General features: G+C 63.7%; 15 protein-coding genes and 1 riboswitch. Of the genes, 12 read left to right on the forward strand and 3 right to left on the reverse strand.

Annotation, left to right across the window (positions count from 1 at the left end; translation table 11 throughout):
* Window positions 1-80 precede the first annotated feature (80 nt).
* The 8 genes from AC1D1J_RS04945 to AC1D1J_RS04980 all read left to right on the forward strand — a co-directional run bounded on the left by AC1D1J_RS04945 (window position 81) and on the right by AC1D1J_RS04980 (window position 7282).
* Window positions 81-1325, forward strand: a complete 1245-nt coding sequence (locus tag AC1D1J_RS04945; RefSeq protein ID WP_477694023.1) for a L,D-transpeptidase family protein — start codon at window positions 81-83, stop codon at window positions 1323-1325.
* Window positions 1325-2041 carry a peptidylprolyl isomerase gene (locus AC1D1J_RS04950; protein ID WP_477694024.1) on the forward strand — a complete coding sequence of 239 codons (717 nt, stop codon included), beginning with the start codon at window positions 1325-1327 and terminating at the stop codon, window positions 2039-2041. The genes AC1D1J_RS04945 and AC1D1J_RS04950 overlap by 1 nt, the downstream gene beginning before the upstream one ends.
* Before the next feature lie 26 nt (window positions 2042-2067).
* Window positions 2068-2577: a peptidylprolyl isomerase gene (locus AC1D1J_RS04955; protein ID WP_457280264.1), complete on the forward strand. Its 510-nt coding sequence runs from the start codon at window positions 2068-2070 to the stop codon at window positions 2575-2577.
* 63 nt (window positions 2578-2640) lie between these two features.
* Window positions 2641-3417, forward strand: a complete 777-nt coding sequence (locus AC1D1J_RS04960; RefSeq protein ID WP_477694470.1) for a UDP-2,3-diacylglucosamine diphosphatase — start codon at window positions 2641-2643, stop codon at window positions 3415-3417.
* A gap of 37 nt (window positions 3418-3454) precedes the next feature.
* The gene (locus AC1D1J_RS04965) at window positions 3455-4222 is read left to right on the forward strand and encodes a M90 family metallopeptidase (protein WP_477685335.1); all 768 of its coding nucleotides are present in this window, start codon (window positions 3455-3457) and stop codon (window positions 4220-4222) included.
* Window positions 4223-4416: 194 nt separating this feature from the next.
* Window positions 4417-5328 carry a hypothetical protein gene (locus tag AC1D1J_RS04970; protein ID WP_477694025.1) on the forward strand — a complete coding sequence of 304 codons (912 nt, stop codon included), beginning with the start codon at window positions 4417-4419 and terminating at the stop codon, window positions 5326-5328.
* 164 nt (window positions 5329-5492) lie between these two features.
* On the forward strand, window positions 5493-6092 hold the full coding sequence (locus AC1D1J_RS04975; RefSeq protein ID WP_477694026.1) for a sigma-70 family RNA polymerase sigma factor: 600 nt from the start codon (window positions 5493-5495) through the stop codon (window positions 6090-6092).
* Window positions 6089-7282 (forward strand): ankyrin repeat domain-containing protein, encoded by a 1194-nt coding sequence (locus tag AC1D1J_RS04980; protein WP_477694027.1) that lies wholly within the window; start codon window positions 6089-6091, stop codon window positions 7280-7282. Before AC1D1J_RS04975 ends, AC1D1J_RS04980 begins: the two co-directional genes overlap by 4 nt.
* Before the next feature lie 108 nt (window positions 7283-7390).
* On the opposite strand, the gene trhA is transcribed toward AC1D1J_RS04980, so the two are convergent.
* From trhA to AC1D1J_RS04995, 3 genes are all read right to left on the reverse strand, one after another.
* Complete coding sequence (gene trhA, locus AC1D1J_RS04985) at window positions 7391-8065, reverse strand: PAQR family membrane homeostasis protein TrhA (RefSeq protein ID WP_477685332.1); 675 nt, start codon at window positions 8063-8065, stop codon at window positions 7391-7393.
* A complete protein-coding gene (locus AC1D1J_RS04990) occupies window positions 8062-10920 on the reverse strand; it encodes a DUF349 domain-containing protein (protein WP_477685331.1) in 2859 nt (952 codons plus the stop codon). Before AC1D1J_RS04990 ends, trhA begins: the two co-directional genes overlap by 4 nt.
* Before the next feature lie 187 nt (window positions 10921-11107).
* Entirely contained in the window at window positions 11108-15304 is a 4197-nt protein-coding gene (locus AC1D1J_RS04995) for a DUF748 domain-containing protein (RefSeq protein ID WP_477694028.1), read from the reverse strand.
* 786 nt (window positions 15305-16090) lie between these two features.
* On the opposite strand from AC1D1J_RS04995, the gene AC1D1J_RS05000 reads away from it, so the two are divergent.
* The 4 genes from AC1D1J_RS05000 (at window position 16091) to AC1D1J_RS05015 (ending at window position 19741) form a co-directional block, all read left to right on the forward strand.
* Window positions 16091-16975 carry a lytic transglycosylase domain-containing protein gene (locus tag AC1D1J_RS05000; protein WP_457280255.1) on the forward strand — a complete coding sequence of 295 codons (885 nt, stop codon included), beginning with the start codon at window positions 16091-16093 and terminating at the stop codon, window positions 16973-16975.
* Window positions 16976-17114: 139 nt separating this feature from the next.
* A riboswitch (ZMP/ZTP riboswitch) is annotated at window positions 17115-17244 on the forward strand.
* 36 nt (window positions 17245-17280) lie between these two features.
* Entirely contained in the window at window positions 17281-18525 is a 1245-nt protein-coding gene (gene glyA / locus AC1D1J_RS05005) for a serine hydroxymethyltransferase (protein WP_477694029.1), read from the forward strand.
* 100 nt (window positions 18526-18625) lie between these two features.
* On the forward strand, window positions 18626-19075 hold the full coding sequence (gene nrdR, locus AC1D1J_RS05010; protein WP_457280253.1) for a transcriptional regulator NrdR: 450 nt from the start codon (window positions 18626-18628) through the stop codon (window positions 19073-19075).
* 84 nt (window positions 19076-19159) lie between these two features.
* Window positions 19160-19741 carry a GspH/FimT family pseudopilin gene (locus AC1D1J_RS05015; protein WP_477685327.1) on the forward strand — a complete coding sequence of 194 codons (582 nt, stop codon included), beginning with the start codon at window positions 19160-19162 and terminating at the stop codon, window positions 19739-19741.
* Window positions 19742-19751 lie beyond the last annotated feature (10 nt).

Consider the following 19751-nt stretch of genomic DNA (forward strand, 5'->3'; position numbering starts at 1 on the left):
GCGGCCGGCCTGACCCAAGTGCATTGTTCAGCCTGTTCCTGTCCGTCTGTGTTGGCCGGCAAACTTTCGTGGAAGCCCGCATGAAAAAAGCGGCCGCAACGCTTCTCTTCATCGCACCGTGCCTGGTGCTGGCCTTTTCGCCTGCGCGGGCTGAAACCCGCGCGCACACAACCAAGCGGCCCGCCCCGGCAAAAGCCTCCGCCCCGCATGAGGCGCGCGGCGGCGAAGCGGAAGCCCGGCTGATTGAAATCTACAAACTGATCGGCCAGGCGAATTCGCGCGAAGCCCTGCGCAAGGCCGAAGGCCTCGTGAAGGACCACCCCAACTTCCAGCTGGCCCAACTGGTTTACGGCGACTTGCTGGCCGGCTTTACACGCCCTGTGCGCACGCCAGGCGACGTTCCGGATGCCGCTGCCAAGACTGCGGCAGCCCTGCTGGCCGAGTTGCGGCAGGAGTCGCTGCTGCGCCTGCGCGCGCTGCGCGAGCGGCCCGCCCCCGGCCTGGTGCCGTCGCAATTCCTGGTGCTGTCATCGCGTAACAAACACGCCATTGCCGTCGATGCGTCCAGGTCACGCCTTTACCTGTTTGAAAACACCAGCGCGGGTCTCAAACTCGTGGCGGACTACTACATCTCGGTCGGCAAATCCGGCATTGAAAAATCCGTCGAAGGTGACCTGCGCACGCCGGTCGGCGTCTACTACATCACCAGCAACCTGAACCCCAAATCGCTGCGCGACTTTTACGGCTCGGGCGCGTTGCCCATCAACTACCCCAACCAGCTCGACGTCAAACGCGGCAAGACCGGCGGCGGCATCTGGCTGCACGGCACGCCACCGACGCAGTTTTCCCGGGCACCGCTGTCCACCGACGGATGCGTCGTGCTGGCCAACCCCGACCTGGAGCGCATCATCCGCACAGTCGAAGTGCGCAGCACGCCCGTCGTGATTGCCCACAGCCTCAAATGGGTGGCGCCGCAATCGCTGGCGGCCGACACCCGGTCGTTCGAAACCGCACTGCAAAGCTGGCACCACGCCAAGTCCAGCGGCGACATGGCCAAACTTACAAGCTGGTACACACCCGATTTCACAAGTTACGGCAAGACGCTGGCTGAATGGACGCCGCTGCTGCAAAGTGAGCTCAAGCAACTCGGTGGGCGCGACATCCTGCTCAAGGACGTGTCTTACCTGCGCTGGACCGACAGCACCGATACGATGGTGGTAACCTTTGGCGAACTGATCAAGGGCGCCAAAACCGGCCGCACCAAACGCCAGTACTGGATCCGCCAGGGTAGCCAGTGGAAGATATTTTTCGAAGGAACCATTTGATGGCAGTTCACAGGACGCTTGCCGCACTCGCGGTGTTTTCTCCCTTGCGCCGCGCCGCATTCGCAACGGTAGCCGCGGCGAGTCTGGCCCTTCTGGCCGGCCCGGCGCTCGCGCAAAGCGCACCCAAAGTCAAGTTCGTCACCAGCGAAGGTGACTTCGTGGTCGAGGTCTATCCCGACAAGGCGCCCAAGACCGTTGAAAATTTCCTGCAATACGTCAAGGACAAACACTATGACGGCACGATTTTCCACCGCGTGATCCCCAACTTCATGGTGCAGGGCGGCGGCTACGACGCCACCTACGCCGAAAAGAAAMCGCGCCCGCCGGTGCCCCATGAAGGCCGCGAGGCGCTCGCCAAGGGCGGCCCCAAAAACGTGGTCGGCACGCTGGCCATGGCGCGCACCAACGACCCCAATTCCGCGTCGTCGCAGTTCTTCATCAACGTGAAGGACAACGACTTCCTGAACCCCACGGTGATTCCCCCCGGAGACCCGGTTCCGAAGTTTGAATACCAGGGCCGCGTCTATGAAAACACCCCGCGAGCCCAGCTCGTCAACGCACCCCAGCTCTTTGGCTACACCGTGTTCGGCAAGGTGGTCAGCGGCATGGACGTCGTGAACAAGATCAAGACCGTGCCCACCGGCGCCGGCGGCCCCTTCCCGACGGACGTTCCCAAGACACCCGTCCTCATCAAATCAGCAACCCTCGTCAATTAATTGACACAGCCCTACAGGACACCATCATGAGCAATCCCAAAGTAGACCTCCACATTGCCGAATACGGCGTCATCACGCTGGAGCTCGACGCCGCCAAGGCACCCAAGACCGTTGCCAACTTCCTGAACTACGTCAACAAGGGCCATTACGCCAACACGGTGTTTCACCGCGTCATCCCGGGCTTCATGGTGCAGGGCGGCGGCTTTGAGCCGGGCATGAAACAAAAGCCTACCGACGGCGAAATCGAGAACGAAGCCAACAACGGCCTGAAGAACAACAACTACACCGTGGCCATGGCGCGTACCAATGCACCGCACTCGGCCAGCTCGCAGTTCTTCATCAACGTGGCCGACAACGGCTTCCTGAACCACACCGCACCGAACGCATCGGGCTGGGGTTATGCCGTGTTCGGCAAGGTAGTGGCCGGCACCGACGTCGTCGACAAGATCAAGGCCGTCAAGACCGGCCGCAAGGGCTTCCATGACGACGTTCCGATGGAAGACGTGATCATCCAAAAAGCCGTAGCAGTGGCCTGAGTGCCCTTTCGGGCCGCGCTTGCCGAAATCCAGCCGGTGAACAACCCCCAGGCCGTGCCCCCCATGGCGGAGCTGCCGGCCCCGCCCGTGTGGCGCACGGTCGATTTCATTTCCGACCTGCATTTGCAGGCCTCGGAGCCGGCTACGTTTGCGGCCTGGCAGCACTACCTTGAAACCACGCCCGCAGACGCGGTCTTCATCCTGGGCGACCTGTTTGAGGTCTGGGTCGGTGATGACGCCGTGGAAGGCGACCTGCTGGACCCTGCCGCCGGCTTTGACGCGCGCTGCGTGCAGGCCATGGGCAATGCTGCCGGCCGGCTGGCCCTGTTTTTCATGCACGGCAACCGTGACTTTCTGGTGGGCCAGGCCCTGATGGACCTGTGCAACGCCACCCTGCTGACAGACCCGACCGTGCTGGTCTTTCCCGCCGGCACCGGGCGGCGCTGGTTGCTGTCGCATGGTGACGCCTTATGCCTGGACGATGTCGACTACATGAACTTTCGCAGCCAGGTCCGCAGCCCCGAATGGCAGCGCACCTTCCTGGCCAGGCCGCTGGCCGAACGCCAGGCGATTGCGCGCGGGCTGCGCGAGCAAAGCGAAGCGCGCAAGCAGTCCGGCGCACAATATGCCGACGTCGACACCCAGGCCGCTCGCCAATGGCTGCAAGCGGCCAATTCCCGCACGCTGATTCATGGCCACACGCACAAGCCCGCCGTGCATGACCTGGGCGGCGGCCTGTCGCGCGTGGTGCTCAGCGACTGGGACCTGGGCGCCCCGGTGCCGCGCGCGGAAGTGCTGCGCCTGACGGCCGGCGGGCTGCAACGGATTACGCTGTGCTGACCCTTGTTTCATTTCGTTTAACCACCACCTCCACCTTATGCTGAACTGGTTACGAACACTTGGCGGCGCCAAGGCCCCTGAAAAAACCATCCCCGAAACCCTGTGGGTAGACACCCTGCTGCGGTTTCCTTTCCTGGGCCGGCGGCCGGTTGCGGAGCTTCAACAGCTGAACACCCTGACAGAAAAATTCCTCAAGCAAAAGGAATTTACCGGTGCGCACGGCCTGAAGGTCACCGATGAAATGGCGGTCGCGATTGCCGCACAAGCCTGCCTGCCGGTGTTGCACCTGGGCCTGCGCTGGTACGACGACTTCAAGGGCATCGTGGTTCACCCCGGCGCCATGCTGGCGCGCCGCCAGGTCACCGACCAGGCCGGCGTGGTGCACCACTACAGCGAAGAGCTGCTGGGCGAAGCCATGCAGGGCGGCCCCGTCACACTGAGCTGGCAGGACGTGGCCGGCGCGGGCGACTCGGCCGAGCACGGCCACAACGTGGTAATTCACGAATTCATCCACAAGATCGACATGCGCGATGGCGCCGCCGACGGCTGCCCGCCCTTGCCCACGCGCAGTGCCCTCACCTCGTGGCATGCGGTCATGCAGCCGGCTTACGACGGGTTCTGCGAAAAAGTCGCCATGGCCACACGTTTCGGCGCCGAGCCGCCATGGCTGGACAGCTATGGGGCCCGGTCACCGGCCGAATTTTTTGCCGTGGCGTGCGAAGCCTATTTTGTGAACCGCACACGCTTCACACAGGACTTCGCGCCCCTGACCGTGCTGTTCGACAAGTTTTTTATGCCGAAATGAGCCTACAGCGGCTTTCCGGCGCCACGCTGACAATTTTCGAGAGGAAAATCGCCCCTTAACCCAATCTGAACGGGCGCAAGCAGCTATCAAATACATAGCAACAGGCCGGCCCGGTTTGCCTCTTTTCAGGCCGGCTTAACCCCATTTTCCCCGCCCCTTCGTTTCAATGGGCTCCACCACTTTCTGGAGCTCACGTGAAACCCCCCCTTCTTGCCTCTTCCATCCTGCTGGCCATCCTCACCATGGCCGCCCTGCCCGCGCAGGCCATCGGCCGGCTGGCCGACGTGACCGTGATTGACCGCAACACCGGCGCCACGCTGCCGCTGTACCACCACCGCGGCGAATACTGGGTGGCCGGCCAATACGGCGCCAAATACGCCATCGCCGTGCGCAACAAGCTCGGTGAACGGGTGCTGGCCGTGACCGCCGTCGACGGCGTGAACGTGCTGAGCGGCGAAACCGCCGCCTGGGACCAGACCGGTTATGTGTTTTCGCCCTGGCAGCAGTACCAGGTCACCGGCTGGCGCAAAAGCAGCAGCGAGATCGCCGCATTTGAATTTTCCGCACTCGGGGATTCGTACGCCGGCCGCACCGGCAGGCCCGGCAACGTCGGCGTGATCGGTGTGGCGCTCTTCAGGGAGCAAGCTCCCGAGCCGGTCGCCCAGGCGCCCGCCTATTCCAGCCGTAAGGAGCGCGAGGCCGACGCATCGCTGGGCCTGCGAAACGCCCCCTCGCCTTCATCAGCCTCACCGGCACCTTTGGCGGAATCATCCACCGCCGGAAAATCCGCGCTGGCCGACCGCGCCAGCGGTGGCGTGGAAGCTTCTGCCTTGTCCGAAGACCGGGTCAGAAGGCTGCCGTCTACACCCCTGCCTGCCGCCAGGCTCGGCACGGGCCACGGCGCACGGGAAAACTCACTGGTGTCACAGACCACCTTCGCGCGCCTGCAAACACAGCCCAACGAGGTCATCCGCATCCGCTACGACAGCCGCGAGAACCTGATCGCCAGCGGCGTGATCCGCGAACCCGTGGCGCGCAACCCCATCCCGGATCCGTTCCCGCAGTCAGGAAACCCGTCTTATGTACCTGACCCTCCAAGGTATTGAGCCCCCACGGTCGTTCACTTCGTGTAACTCTCTGCCCCCCGAGGGGGCGCTGCGCCTGCGGCCCGGCAAAGCCGGTTCCGCGGCCCCTGCTGGTCTGGAGAGCCCCTGCGCGGTGGTCTGTTGTCGTGAGAAAGATCGCGCGTTGCGCCGTGATAATCTGGTACATGCCCAGCGCCACGCCGACCGACCATGCAGCCGAAGACAGCGACGAATCGCTGATGCTGCGTTATGCGGCCGGTGACATGTCGGCTTTTGACGTGCTGTATGCGCGGCATGAACTGGGGGTGTGGCGCTATGTGTTTCGCAGCGTGCGGGTGCAGGCGGTGGCCGACGACCTGCTGCAGGATGTCTGGTTTGCCGTGGCGCGCAGCGCCGCCACCTATACGGTGACGGCGAAGTTCAAAACGTGGCTGTTCACCATGGCGCACAACCGGATGGTCGATTACTTCCGCACGGCAAAGCAGCACGTCAGCATCGATGGACGCGGCGACGATGAGGAAGGCCTGGGCCTTGGCGATACGCTGGCGGCCGACTCGGGCTTCGGCCCGGTGCGGCAGCTGCAGTCGCGCGAGCAGGCAGCCGCGCTGATTGCCGCGGTCGAACGCTTGCCCCACGAACAGCGCGAAGCCTTCCTGCTGCAAGCCGAAGCCGGCATGAGCGTGGAAGACATCGCCACCGCGACCGGCGTCAGCTTTGAAACCGCCAAGAGCCGACTGCGCTATGCCCGCAACAGCCTGCGCCAGCAGCTACAGGAGTTTGCATGACAGAGCCTGATCACAGCCAGCACGGCGACGAGCTGTTGCAGCGCTACCGGGAGGCCAGCGCAGACGACACACGCCGCCCCGGCGCGCATGTGCGTGACGCCGTGCGCGCCCACGCGCAGATGGTGATCGAAGCCGGCAAGCAGGCCGGTGCGTCGCAAGCTGTCGCCAACACCGATGCAGCGCAGCGCCCGGCAGCCAACCAGTCGCGCTGGAAAATCTCCGCGCTGGCGGGCTTTGCGCTGGCCGGCCTGACCGGGTTGCTGGTGCTGCAATTTGACCGCGGCACCGACGAGGAAAAAGAACTGGCGTTTGGCCAGCCCAGTCCTGCGGCGCAGTCGTCGCCGGCAGCTGCGCCTTCGGCAGCAACAGGAACAGCACCACCGGTTTCGCCACCGATGGCCGCGACTCCCGATCCTGTAGCGCCGCAAACGCCTGCACCGGAACCCGATGCCCGGAAGCGGTCTGCCGAAACTGCCAAGCCGGCGTTGAAATCGCCGGCATCTTCGGCGCAGGACAAAGCAGTGGCCTCACCCGCAGCGAATGAGCCAGCCACGCGGAAAAAAGAAACCAGGGCGCCAATGGACACCACAGCGCCCTCAACTGCGCCGTTTGCCATTCCAGCGCCCGCTGCCATGCCCGCTCCTGCACCTGTCGCCCCCATCCAGGAAAATGCGCAGCCTTGGCCCGGGCAGGCGCCGCACATGGCGGGCATAGGGAGCGGATCTCCGTCGGCAACACCATCGCAGGCCGACATGTTAGCCGCGGCGCCGGCTGCGCGTCAGGCACCCGCGCCCGCTGCTGCTGCCGCAGCTGCGCCTGCCGCGCCTGCAGCACGCGCCGTAACGCCACTGCAAAAACAGGAAGGCGCCCTGCAATACCGCGCACCGCGTGCAGAAACGGGTGCCGGGCCCAACCGTCTGGCCGGGGCTCTGCAGGACGCTGCCCGTGCAGGACGCCTGGAGCTGCTGGAACGCCTGCTCCAGCAAGGAGCCCCCGTCAACGCAGCCGATACGGCAGGCCGCACGCCGCTGATCCTGGCCGTCATGCAAGGCCACACCGCCGTGGTTCAGCGCCTGCTGGCAGCCGGGGCCAACCCGGCGCTGGTGGATCAGGAAGGGCTCAACGCCCTGCAGCACGCGCGGCGGCTGGGCTTTGACGGGATTGCCCACCTGATTGAAGCGGCTTCCTGAGCGCCGGAGCGGCACTGCGCCGCGGACTTACAAAGCAGATCGGCTTCCAGCCCAGTACTGGCGGGCGCAAGCAGCTATGTATTCAATAGCAGCTACAGGCTGGAAATTTCAGCCGGCGTAATACAGCACCGCCACAAAATGGCAAGCGGTACCGGCCGCGACAAACAGATGCCACACAAAGTGGCCGTAGCGCAGCCGTGAATCGGTGGCGAAGAAGCCGACACCGAGCGTGTAAAAAAGCCCACCGGCCACCAGCCAGAAAAGTCCCCAGCCCGGAATGAGCTCCAGCATCGGCTTGATGGCGATCACGGCGATCCATCCCATGGCGAGGTAGAGGATGGTGGACAGCCGTGGCCAGCGCACGCCCGCGAAGGCCTTGACCGCCACACCAGCCAGCGCCATGGCCCAGACCAGGCCGAACAGCGTCCAGCCCCAGGGCCCGCGCAACACGCCGAGCGTGAACGGCGTGTAGGTGCCGGCAATCAGCAGGTAGATGGCGCCATGGTCCAGGACCTGGAACACCCGCTTGGCACGCATCGCCCGGATGGCGGGCAAGGCGTGGTACAGCATCGAGGTGAAATACAGCACCACCATGGTGGCGGCAAAAACGCAGACCGCCGCCACATCGAGCGCATCACCGTCGCGCGCACTGGCGATGACCAGGAAAGGCGCCGACACCAGCGCAGCGAGCAGCGCGAGACCGTGGCTCACGCTGTTGGCGATTTCCTCGCCCAGCGTCTGTTGCCGGTCTTGCGGCAACGCCACAGCGGCGGCTGTGGTCATCGTTTGAGCAATGCCTTCAGCACGTTCTGCACACGCCTGGCGTTGCCGGCGTCAAAGTCGGCGGCCAGCACCTGGGCGGTGTCTTCACCCCAGGTTTCAGCCGGCGCGGGCGCATTGCGTTTGGTCAGCAGCTGCAGCTGCAGCATGCGGCGCGCACTGATGTGCTCGGCAGGCGTGGGCAGCTCGGCGGCGATTTCCAGGCGCAGCAGCGCTTCGGATGCGTCTTTGCCCGACGGTGTGCTGACGGCCTGCACCCAGCGGTTGCGCACGGCCGGCGCCACGGCTTTGCCGAGGTCCTGCGCGCTCGGCAGTTGCGCGGGGTCGCGCTTTTCCCAAGCGGTGAGCAAGTGCGTCAGCACTTCACCGTGCGCCTGCATCGCGAGTTTCTTGAGCGCCTGGTTGGCGGCCTCAAAGGCTTCGCGCTGGGCACGGAAAGCGGCATCGCCCAGGCGTGGGCCGCGCTCTTCGAAGGCGGGGCGTGCGTTGCGGTCCCCACGGTCTCCCCGATCATTACCGCGCGAGCCACGGTCGTCACGGCCTTCACGGTAAGGCTCAAACTTGTTGTCAGTGCTTTGGCGCGGGCCGCCGGGCTTGCTGCCCGGGCGCGAGTCCTTGCGGTCGCCAAACTTTCCGCCGCGCCCTGCGGCTGCCGGCTCGGGCTTCTTCATGCCCGGGCGGTCGTCGCCGCGCCGCGCCACCACCGGTTTGGGCGCAGGCTTGGGTGCGGGTGGCGGCTCGGCGGGCGGGCTGGCCGGCTCACCTGCTTCGGCAAATTCGGTGGCCGCTGCTTCTGCGGCAGCTTCCGTGGCAGCGGGCGCATCTGCTACGTTTTCTGTAGCTGCCTGCGCAGGTTCTGCTTGGGCTGCAGCCTCATTTTCCTTTGCAACGGGGGTAGCGTTGGTGTCAGCCAGTGCAGCTTCAACCGACGGCGCTGCCGGTGCGGCAACAGGTGCTGACGCCGGTGCGGGCACAGGCACTTGCCCGCGCACGATGGCTTCCAGCGCCTTGGCGGCCGCGTGGATTTTCTGCACGTCGCCACTGGCGGTGGCGGCTTCAACGGCCTTGGAGGCGTCCAGCACCATGCGGTCGTATTCGCCCAGCGCCGCGGCGGCTTTTTCGCGTTCGGCGGTCTTGCGCTGGAAGGCGTCGTCGATGGGTTTGCGGAAAGCGTCCCACATCTTCTGCTCTTGCTTGCGCTCGATCGGCACGGCCTGCGCTTCATGCTGCCAGCGCTGTTGCAGCGACTTGACGGCATCGATGCGCAGCATCGGCTCGGCGCCCAGCACATTGGCTTCTTCAATCATGGCCTTGCGGCGTGCAATGCTGTCGTGGCGCGCAGCGGTCAGCGGAGCGTCTGCGGCATCCATCGCGGCTTTCCACTGCGGCTGGATTTCGGCAAACGCCTTTTCACCCAGATGACCGGCCTCACGCCATTTTTCAACAAAGCCGTTCAGGCTGCGAATGTGGTGCTTCCAGTCGGTATTGTCCTTGTTGGCTTCGGCCCATGCCAGCACTTCATCAATCAGCAGCTTGCGTTCGGCCTTGACGGTTTCGCTTTGTTCTTTCACCTTCTCGAGCCAGGCTTCAACAACCTTGTGTGCTTCGTTGCAAGCGTCGTCAAAACGCTTCCACAGCGCGTGGTTGGGTGTGCCGCCCTGGTCACTGGTCTTCCACTGTTCGCGCATGGCGCGCAGGGCTTCCTGCTGCTTGCGCCCGCCCAGCGGCTTGGCCACCAGGGCTTCTGCTTTCACGACGAGCTCCTCGCGGATCTGGTCGGCGCGCCAGCGCTGCCAGCCTTCGAGTTCGCCGGCGGCCGTCAATGCGGCGTGCGCGGCGGCTTCGAGCTTGCTGTCGATGTTGCGGATATGTTCCTTGAGCGCATGGCGCAGGTCGGCCGCTACCTTGGGGGTGGACTTGCCATGGCCTTCACCGACTTCATGCTCAAGCCGCTTCAGGGCTTCCTGCACGATGGCGGAAGATTTTTCGCGCATGTCTTTGAGCACGGCCGGATCGATTTTGGCTTTGGGTGCACGTGCAGGCTGCTCACCCGCTGCAGGGGGCAGGCCACGCGCGGCGCGCAGCTCGTCGGCCCACACCGGCACGGCGGGCAGCGGCGCTGCCGTGTCTACAGCAGCCTTCTGGGCCTGCGCGAGCGCACCTTGAAAGGCCTCCCACACGGCCAGTAACTGCGCGCGAGATGCGTCGAGCAGCGGCGGGAATTTGGCGTCCACGCTGGCCCAGTTGGCGTCATGCGTGATGTCATCGGCCTGCGACTGCCAGTGCGTGACGTCACCGCGCAGGGATTCGAGGGCAGCTTCGGCATCACGCCAGGGCTTGAGCGACAGCACTTCGGTGCGCTGGGCCAGCAGCACGGCGGCTTCGCGCTGCACCTGGGTGCGGTGCTGCAGGTCTTCAATCGTCTTGACGCGGTCGGCGAGCTGCACTTTCAAACCGGCCAGCGGTTCTTTGGACAGCGGCGCACCGGCCTTGGCGGCGTCACGCTGCCAGGCCAGGGCGTCGGCCAGGTTGAGCTTGGGCACGGCCAGCAGCGCCTGGGCTTTTTCGGCCCATTCGGCGGCCACGGCTTCCTGGCCCTTGCTGCGCTTGAGTTCGTCGAGCTTTTCTTTCAGCGGTTTGGCGGCGCCCTTGTCGCGGTTGGCCAGATCCTTGTAGACCTCGGCCATCTGCTCGGCGGTGGGCTCGGTGGCCAGCCAGGTGCGGATGCGCGCCGTGCGTTCACCGGATGTGGGCGCGGAGAAAGCGCCGCCGGTCAGGCCGTCCAGCGGATGGGCTTCAGCCTGCTTGGTGGTGGGCGTTTTCACGGCGGGGGTTTCAGGTTTGGAAGATTTAAACATGGGAACGCAAGGTCAAAAAAAAAGGTGCCGCCAAGCACAAGGTGCCCTCGGGAATGGAGGGCTTTGCAGGGTGACGGCAGGTGTTGGAGTGGATGGGGGGCCGCGCCGCGCAACCCCTGTTGCGCGCGTGAGCCCTGAAGCCCATAAAAGCTTTATCAATAAAGCACTGACGCTATTTTCGCTGTTTTTACGGCATCGCCAAATTCAGCTCCGCGCGCGGTGTCCATTTGGCCTCCGGCGGCACGGCTTTGGCTGCCCCCAGAAAGAGCCTTTCAGGCGGTAAATCGCGCGAAGCCAGGTAGTCTTTCACCGCCACGCCGCGCTGCACGGCGAGTTCGCGCATGGCATCGTCGTTCACTTTAATGTCGGCCAGCAGCAGCTTTTCCATTTCGGGCACGGGCAGGTCTTTGGCCAGGCCGACCAGGTTGCGGGGCTTGGGCATGTCGGCGCGTTTATAGACTTCCTTGAGCAAGGCCGAGTATTCGGCCGGGCTGATGCTCACCGCCGCTGTGGCGGTGCCGCCCTCTTTGGCCGTGGCGCGGCGCTTTTCAGCGCGCACCAGGGCGTCGAGCCGCTCGCGTTTGAAACCGTCGCGCTCGGCGTCGACACTGCTGGTGCCCACCACGGTGAGCCGCAGCGATGGCCGGTCAACCAGCGCTTTGGCTACCTTGTCGAGGCCGGCTTTGGCTTCCGGGCCCAGCTCGGCGCTGCCGGCGGCAAAGCCCACGGTGCTGAGTTCTTCCCCGCCGCCGCCCAGCGCATTCGCCAGCAGGCTGAAAGGCGCGGTGATGGCTTTCACGATCACGTTGAGGATGACCTTGACGATGATGGGCCCGAGGCTGAACTGCGGGTCATTGAGCGAACCGCTGATGGGCAGGTCGATGTCGATCACGCCGTTGCGGTCGGCCAGCAGCGCCACCGCCAGCTTGACCGGCAGGCTGGCGGTGGAACCCTCCACCTTGTCGCCAAAACTGAGCTGGTTCAGGATGACCTTGTTGGTGGCGGTGAGCCGCCCGTCGGGTTGCACCACATAGCCCACGTCCACACTGAGCTTGCCGCGGTTGATGCCATAGCCCGAGTACTTGACCGAATATGGCGACAGCGGCGGCAGTTCGAGGTCGCGCACCTTGCCCTTGATGTCGAGCGCCAGCGGCTTGGCCAGCGGGTTGAGCTTGCCGAGGATTTCCAGCGAAGCCGTGCCTTCGGCGCGCCCGCGCAGCTCGAGGTCGGCCATGTTGGGCACGGTGGCCGTGGTACCCGGCACGGTGGGCGCCACCGATGAAAAAGCACTGAGCTTGCCGGTCAGGTCGCTCAGGTCGGCCGAGTAGTTGGGCTTGACGAAACGGTCGGAGAACAACACCTTGCCGTTGATCAGGCTGATCGGTCCGAAGTTAACGATGGGCGGCGGGGAGCCGCCAGCCGCCGCGGCGGGGGCCGTCGGGCTGACCGGCGCTGTTGACACGAATTTTGAGCCTTTTTGGCCGCCAGACGGCAATGGCTGTGCGCCAGCAGCTATCGTTTCAGTAGCAGATGAAGCTTGCGGTGAAGATGACGCCGATGATGGCGAAAGGGCCAGGGTGGCCGTTCCGCCTTCCGCACCAGCGGCCACGGCGTCTTTGCCGGGCTTCACCAGGTTCTGCAAATTGATGCGGCCATCGGGCAGGATGATCACGCGCGCAAAGAAGTCGGTGAGCACGGTTTCCCGCACGTCCACCCGGGTGGCTTTGGCCGGGTCCAGCGCCACATTCAGGCCGCGCAGGTTCAGGGCCTTCCACGCCAGCAGGTCTTCGCTGGGCGCCAGCGTGTTGGCCCTGAATTCCTCCAGCGACACATCACCGGCCACCTGCGCCTGCGGGCCGGCCGGTGTCTGCCGGTAAGCCACACGCCCCTTGAAGCTGGCATCTGCGCGCAGCAGTTCGATGTTGAGTACATCGGCAAGGTAGGGCTCGAAGGCCTGCACCGGCAGCCTGTCGACCACCAGCCGGCCCTGCGCCTGCACCGGACTCAAGCCGAGATTGCCGTTGAAGTCGACCTTGCCGGGTTCAAACCGGCCGGTGGCCAGGCGCAGGGAGGCGGTCAGCGGCATGGGTTTGGCGGCTTGCGCTTTGGCGTCCGGCCTGTCGTCCAGCACCAGTCCGCCCAGCTGGGCTTTGGCGGCGGTCACTTCAAACGCCACCGGCTTGCTACCCGACTGGTCGGAAAACGACATGGCGCCGCCGTCCAGCTGCACATCGGCAATGGCCACGGCCCATGAAGGCGCCGCCGCGCGTGTTGCCGCGTCGGTAGGGGGCGGCGCCGGCGTTGCGGTGCCCGGGCTCGCCATCCAGCGCTGGTACATCCAGCGCTTGTCGGTGTCGCGGTCGACTTTGGCTTTGGGCTGGTCCAGCTGCATTTTGGCGGCCTTGAAGGACTGGCCTGTCACGTCGATGTCAACCTGCGCGAGTTCGACACGCTTGACGGACACCAGCGACACCTTGCCCTGCGCCAGCAGGATGTCGCTGACAGCCAGTTGCGGGGCGGTGACCTGCAATTGCTGCGGCTTGTCACCGCTGGGCGCCTGCCAGTTCACGCCGAGCTGGGCGTCCAGTTGCCCGTTCAGCGCCGGCAGCAGGAACTGGCCGACGTATTTGGCGGCCATGCCCAAGGGCCAGGCGGCCACGGTGGCCGTAGCCTGGGCGGCCTGGTCGGTGGCTGTGCCGCTAAAGGTGAGCAGCGCCGGTGTTGCAATCGCTTGCGCAGTGGATGCCGCAGATGAGGCCGATGTTTTGGCCGGTTGTTTGGCGCCGGTTTTTGCCGGCGCGGGTGCCGGCGCTATGGCTGCTGGCTCCAGTCCCAGCGAACCATTGAACCGCAGGGGCGCGTTAGCCGCAAAAGGCATGGCGATGCCGGAGGCATCGAGCGTCAGCCCAGCCAGGCGGATGTCAGCGGGTGAGGCCAGTGATTCGTCCAGCCAGTTCACATGGCCGGCACGCACCGCCACGCGGGCGATCTGCACTTTCCAGGGGGCGGACGAAGGCGTGGTTTTAGTTGAAGGTGCAGACGCCGGGGCGCCAGCCGAAGCCGCACCGGCAGGTGCCTGGGCTTGAATATCGGAAGAGTTTTGGCCTGTAGCCCTTTCTGGCTGTGCGCCACCAGCTCCTTTTTTAATAGCATCCGGCGCAGGCGACAGCAGATTCAGCCGCCCTGCCCGGTCCCGGGCGAGGGACAACGTGGGGGCCGTGAGCTCCACCGCAGACAGTTTGACGAACTGCTCCAGCGGGCGCACGTCGTCCATCGTGATCTGCAGGCGCTCAAAGGCCAGCAAGTCGGCGCGGGCCGGTGGCTGGGCTTCGCCGTCTGCAGCGCGCTTGCCGGATGCACCGGGTTTTGCAGCCCGCGCCGGCGCCACAGCCGGCGACTGCCCGACCGTTTGCGCAGCCAGCACACGAACCTTTTCCGCCGTCACGGTTCCGGAAATTCGCACCACCGTGGCGGGTGTCTGCTCAAACGCGACTTTGGCGTCGGCATGCAGCACCGCGCTTTGCAGCCTGACGGGCAGGCTCGCCGGCCAGTAGGCCAGGTAAGGGTTCAGGTCAAAACCGCGCAGCGTGAAGGTGGCGTCGGTTTTGTGGGTCTGGGCAAAGGGCGTGCCTTCGGCAGCGGTGTCAAAGCTGCTGCCATTGAGCTTGAAGGCCAGGTGCGGCGAGGTTTTGACCTCACGCTGCGATTTGAGGTTGCTCAGGAAAGGCACCGACAGGCCCAGCTCCCGCAGTTCATGGGTCTTGCCGACGGACTGGTCGGTGAAGTCCATGCGCCCGCCGCTGACGACGATGTTGTAGACCGCGAACTTCGGCGGGTCGCCGGCAGGGGCATCTGCGGGTGTTTTGAAGCGCTCCAGGATGTCGTCGATGTCGTAACGACCCTCACCTTGATGGGTAAGAAACGCGATGGGTTCGTCCACCTGAACAGCGTCGGCCACTGGGGCGAGGCGAAGCAGGGACTCCAGCTCTGCATCTATATATAGGCGCTTGACGGAAAACTGGGGCGTTGCCTGGGGAGAAGCTGCCGAAGCGCCACCCACAGGGCCGGCACGGGCGACGGCCAGGTCGCGAAGAGTCAGTTCGAGCGACCAGGGCTTGAAGTCGACCTCGCCCACAGTGACCTGCCGGCCCAGCTTTTCAGAGGCGATCTTCTCCAGCTGCGATTTGAGGATGGGCGGCACGGCCGCATAGGCCACCACCCACAACACCACCAAGCTGCCCACCGCCCAGGCCGCGCGACGCTGCCAGAGCGGCGACCGGCCCACAGCGGCCGCCCGTGCCGGCAGGGTTTTGCCGATTTCCCGCCAATTGGTCTCGCGCCAGTTGAATTCCTGCCATTTTTTCTTCAAATCTTTGATTGCCATAGCCGTCGAGTTTTTAGCGCCGGGGCCGCCAGGTCAATGATTTATTTGAAAAAGACGGTCAATCGAAGGGCATTGAAGCCTGTGAAAAGCGGCGCCTCAAAAGAAAAAACCCCGGGCAGTTAGACCGACCGGGGTTGACGGCGGGCGTTTATGCTCATGCCGTCGGGGTTCCGCAAAGAAGAGAGTTATCGTCTCCAGTGCGATGAAAGCAAGTGATTGCTTCCAGATTTTCCGGGGTTGGTTACCCGGTTGATGCGTGAGTGAACACGCAATTGCAGGTTAAACCCCTGCCGTCCCGCAAGCAAGACCATCTTTTCAATCACAGCGCAGGATGTGATTGCCGCTGCCTTTTTGTGTGCTCCCAGGCAACCCAGGCCGGCCGCAGGCGCCGATCCGGCGACTACATGCAACATGGAAAACGGCCTACAACCGCAGCCGCGAAAGGCTGATCGCGCTTTTTAGAGGCAAAACTTAACTTAGAGCTCCATCTCAAATAAAGCCCGTAAACACCTTGATTCAGGCCGGTTTTGCCGGAAATCAAGGTTTTTATTTGACTTTTTGATATAAAGAATTGATTTGTTATTATTGACAGGTTATTAACCAACCCCATAGAATCCCGCCAGTCCCACGAATCCTAGGGACAACCCGAACCCGCTGCCCTATTCCTCAAAGAAGCCGGCAACGTCAAACAAGGGTCAACACCCACAAGGCTTGCCTTGGTTTGATGGCGACCCAATCAAAGCCTGCCTGGCCCCCAAAGGGCCTGCAAGCGTAGAAAGGAGTGCTATGACAGCGCTAGGACAATTCGGCCTTAACCTGAATGTCAACGCACACATCAAGAATGTGCGAAGCAGTGTTTCAAACATTGTTGACGACATCTCCCAAGGCTTTTTCGAGATTACCCACAACAGCTTCGCCCTTCTGGGCCTGGCGGTCGTGTTTGCGGTGATCACCCTGACAGCCCGGCCCGACTTGCGTCAGGCCGGTGAATTCAAGCTCATGACCTGGCTGCAGCAGCGCCAGGAGGCTGCCATCGGTTTTACCGAGCCGGCCGCCATTGAGCGCGCCACGGCGTCCAACCCGAAAGACCTGCCCGCCCAACAGGCGGCAGTGGCCTATTGGCTGAGCAAGAAGTACGGCGTCGCGCCCGAGCCGCTGAGCGTGCTGGTGGCCGAGGCCTTCGAGATCGGCCAGAAAGCCAAGCTCGACCCCACCCTGATCCTGGCCATCATGGCGATCGAGTCCGGTTTCAACCCGTTTGCGCAGAGCCCGGTCGGCGCCCAGGGCCTGATGCAGGTCATGACCAAGGTGCACCACGACAAGTACGACAACTTCGGCGGCAAGCTGGCGGCGTTTGACCCGGTGACCAACCTGCGCGTAGGCGTCAAGGTGCTGCAGGAATGCATCGCCCGCGCCGGCTCTGTCGAGGGCGGCCTCAAATACTATGTGGGCGCAGCCAACATGGACGACGACGGCGGGTACGCCGGCAAGGTGATGGGCGAACATGCCCGCCTGCTGGCCGTGGTGGCGTCTGCCTCCAAGCGCGGTGCGCCCTCGCCTTTCTTCACCACACCCGGTGGCACGTCGCGCCCGGTACCGGCCTCCCTGCCGGCCACACCCGACGCTGAAGGCAAGACGCCTGACAAGGTGGCGCTGCTGAACCAGTCCTGATTCGGCCGCTTTGTGGGGGCCTTTTCACCCCATGCACTGCCAAAAAGCCGGGCCGCTGCCAGCGCCCCGGCTTTTTGCTTTTCGGGCTGCAGGTGAAGAACCCCGGAGGCGGCAGGTTTTGGGCGCGCTCAGTTACACTAGCGAGGTGCGCGACTGGCGATAGGCTCAAGGTTTTCGCAACCATTGGAGCTGACGTGGGACACCACTGGGAAGCGCACCGCTGAAAGCCGTTGGGCCGAAGCGTTCAGCCGTTCGCCTGGGCAGCCCTTGTTTCAATAGCAGGGACCACGTCTTTAAGGACTGCCATGTACCACCGCAACATCCTGGTCGAACAAACCGATCCCGAAATCTTCGCCGCCATCCAGGCTGAAAATGCCCGGCAAGAACACCACATCGAGCTGATTGCCAGCGAAAACTACGCCTCGCCCGCCGTCATGGCCGCGCAGGGCTCGCAGCTCACCAACAAATACGCCGAAGGCTACCCCGGCCGCCGCTACTACGGCGGCTGCGAGCACGTTGACGTGGCGGAGCAGCTGGCCATCGACCGCATCAAGGCCATCTTCGGCGCCGAGGCCGCCAACGTGCAGCCGCATTGCGGTGCTTCAGCCAATGAGGCCGTGTTCCTGGCTTTCCTCAAGCCCGGCGACACCATCATGGGCATGAGCCTGGCCGAAGGCGGCCACCTGACGCACGGCATGGCCCTGAATATGAGCGGCAAGTGGTTCAACGTCGTCTCTTACGGCCTCAACGACAAGGAAGAGATCGACTACGACGCAATGGAGCGCAAGGCTCACGAGACCAAGCCCAAGCTGATCATCGCGGGCGCGTCGGCTTACAGCCTGCGCATCGACTTCGAGCGCTTCGCCAAGGTGGCCAAGGCCGTCGGCGCGATCTTCATGGTCGACATCGCCCACTACGCCGGCCTGGTGGCTGCGGGCGTGTATCCCAACCCGGTGCCGCACGCCGACATCGTGACGTCGACCACACACAAGAGCCTGCGCGGCCCGCGCGGCGGCATCATCCTGATGAAGGCCGAGCACGAAAAAGCCATCAATAGCGCCATCTTCCCAGGCCTGCAGGGCGGCCCGCTGATGCACGTGATCGCAGCCAAGGCCGTGGCCTTCAAGGAAGCCATGGCGCCCGAGTTCAAGGCTTACCAGCAGCAGGTCGTGAAAAACGCGCAGATCGTGGCCGACACCCTGACGCAGCGCGGCCTGCGTATCGTCAGCGGCCGTACTGAAAGCCACGTCATGCTGGTTGACCTGCGCGCCAAGGGCATCACCGGCAAGGAAGCCGAAGCCGTGCTGGGCAGCGCCCACATGACGATCAACAAGAACGCCATCCCGAACGACCCTGAAAAGCCGATGGTCACCAGCGGCGTGCGCATCGGCACCCCGGCCATGACGACCCGCGGCTTCAAGGACGAAGAAGCCCGCGCCACGGCCAACCTGATCGCCGACGTGCTGGACAACCCGCGCGACGCGGCCAACATTGAAGCGGTCCGTGCCAAGGTCCACGCCCTGACCAGCCGTTTCCCGGTCTACCGCTGATCATGACGGACAGCGCAGGCACTATGATTTTGATAGCTGCTTGCGCTCGTCCTGATTGGGCTGGAGGCCAATTTATACCTTCAAATTCGGGCTACCTCTCATGAAATGCCCGTTCTGCGGCCACCTTGAAACCCAGGTCGTGGAAACGCGGGTGGGCGAAGACGCCGAATTCATACGCCGCCGCCGCCAGTGCGGTGCGTGTGAAAAGCGCTTCACAACCTATGAGCGGCCCGATGTCACCTTCCCGTCCATCGTCAAGAAGGACGGCAGGCGCATCGAGTACAAGCGCAGCAAAGTCCTGGCGTCCCTGAACCTGGCGCTGCGCAAGCGGCCCGTCAGCACCGAGCAGGTCGATTCGGCGGTTGAACGCATCGAGGAAAAGCTCCTGAGCCTGGGGCTGCGCGAAGTGCCGTCCAACCGCATCGGCGAGCTCGTCATGCGTGAACTCCGCAAGCTCGACAAGGTCGCTTATGTCCGCTTTGCGAGCGTCTACCGCAGCTTTGAGGATATTGACGAGTTCAAGACGCTGGTGGACGAGGTCCGGCGCTAAGGGAAAACCCTGGCGCCGACAGGTGGCGCACTGGTCGCGATGGGCGGCAGCGTTCTTTTTGTAGGGCTTGCTTACACTGCGTAAATGAGTCTTCACACATTGCGCACTGATCGCCTTCAAAAGGGTTTCACGTTGATCGAACTATTGATCACCGTGACCGTTCTGGGCGTTTTAATGGCCGTGGCGCTGCCAAACCTGAGGTCGTTCATTGTTAGCAACCGGCTGTCCTCCAACGTCAACGGATTTGTAGGGCTGATTAACTACGCTCGCAGTGAAGCCCTTGTACGGAATCAATCGGTGATCATTTGCCCAAAAAGTAACGGCGCCAATACCTGTGCCTCTTCCCAACTCTGGAATGAATACGAAATCCAGGTGTTCGTGGACGTAGATGGTAGCGATACCCGAAACGCCGGTGACATCCTGCTCAAAACCGTACCTGCGATGGATGTAAATGGGATCGAAACTGCTTTCGTCAGGCCCGCAGGTGTTGGAAACATCAAGTTTGGCGCGGTGGGTATGTCGCAAACTGCTCACCGTTTCGATATCCACGCCGTGGCGGCATCAGACACCGAATACGAATTCAAGTATGGAAGATCTGTTTGCATAAGCAAGCCAGGACGCGTCCGGGTTATCCCATTTTCCGCCAACCAATGTGATGCATTTTGACCATGACCTC

The organism is Polaromonas sp. P1_F8, assembly GCF_056405635.1.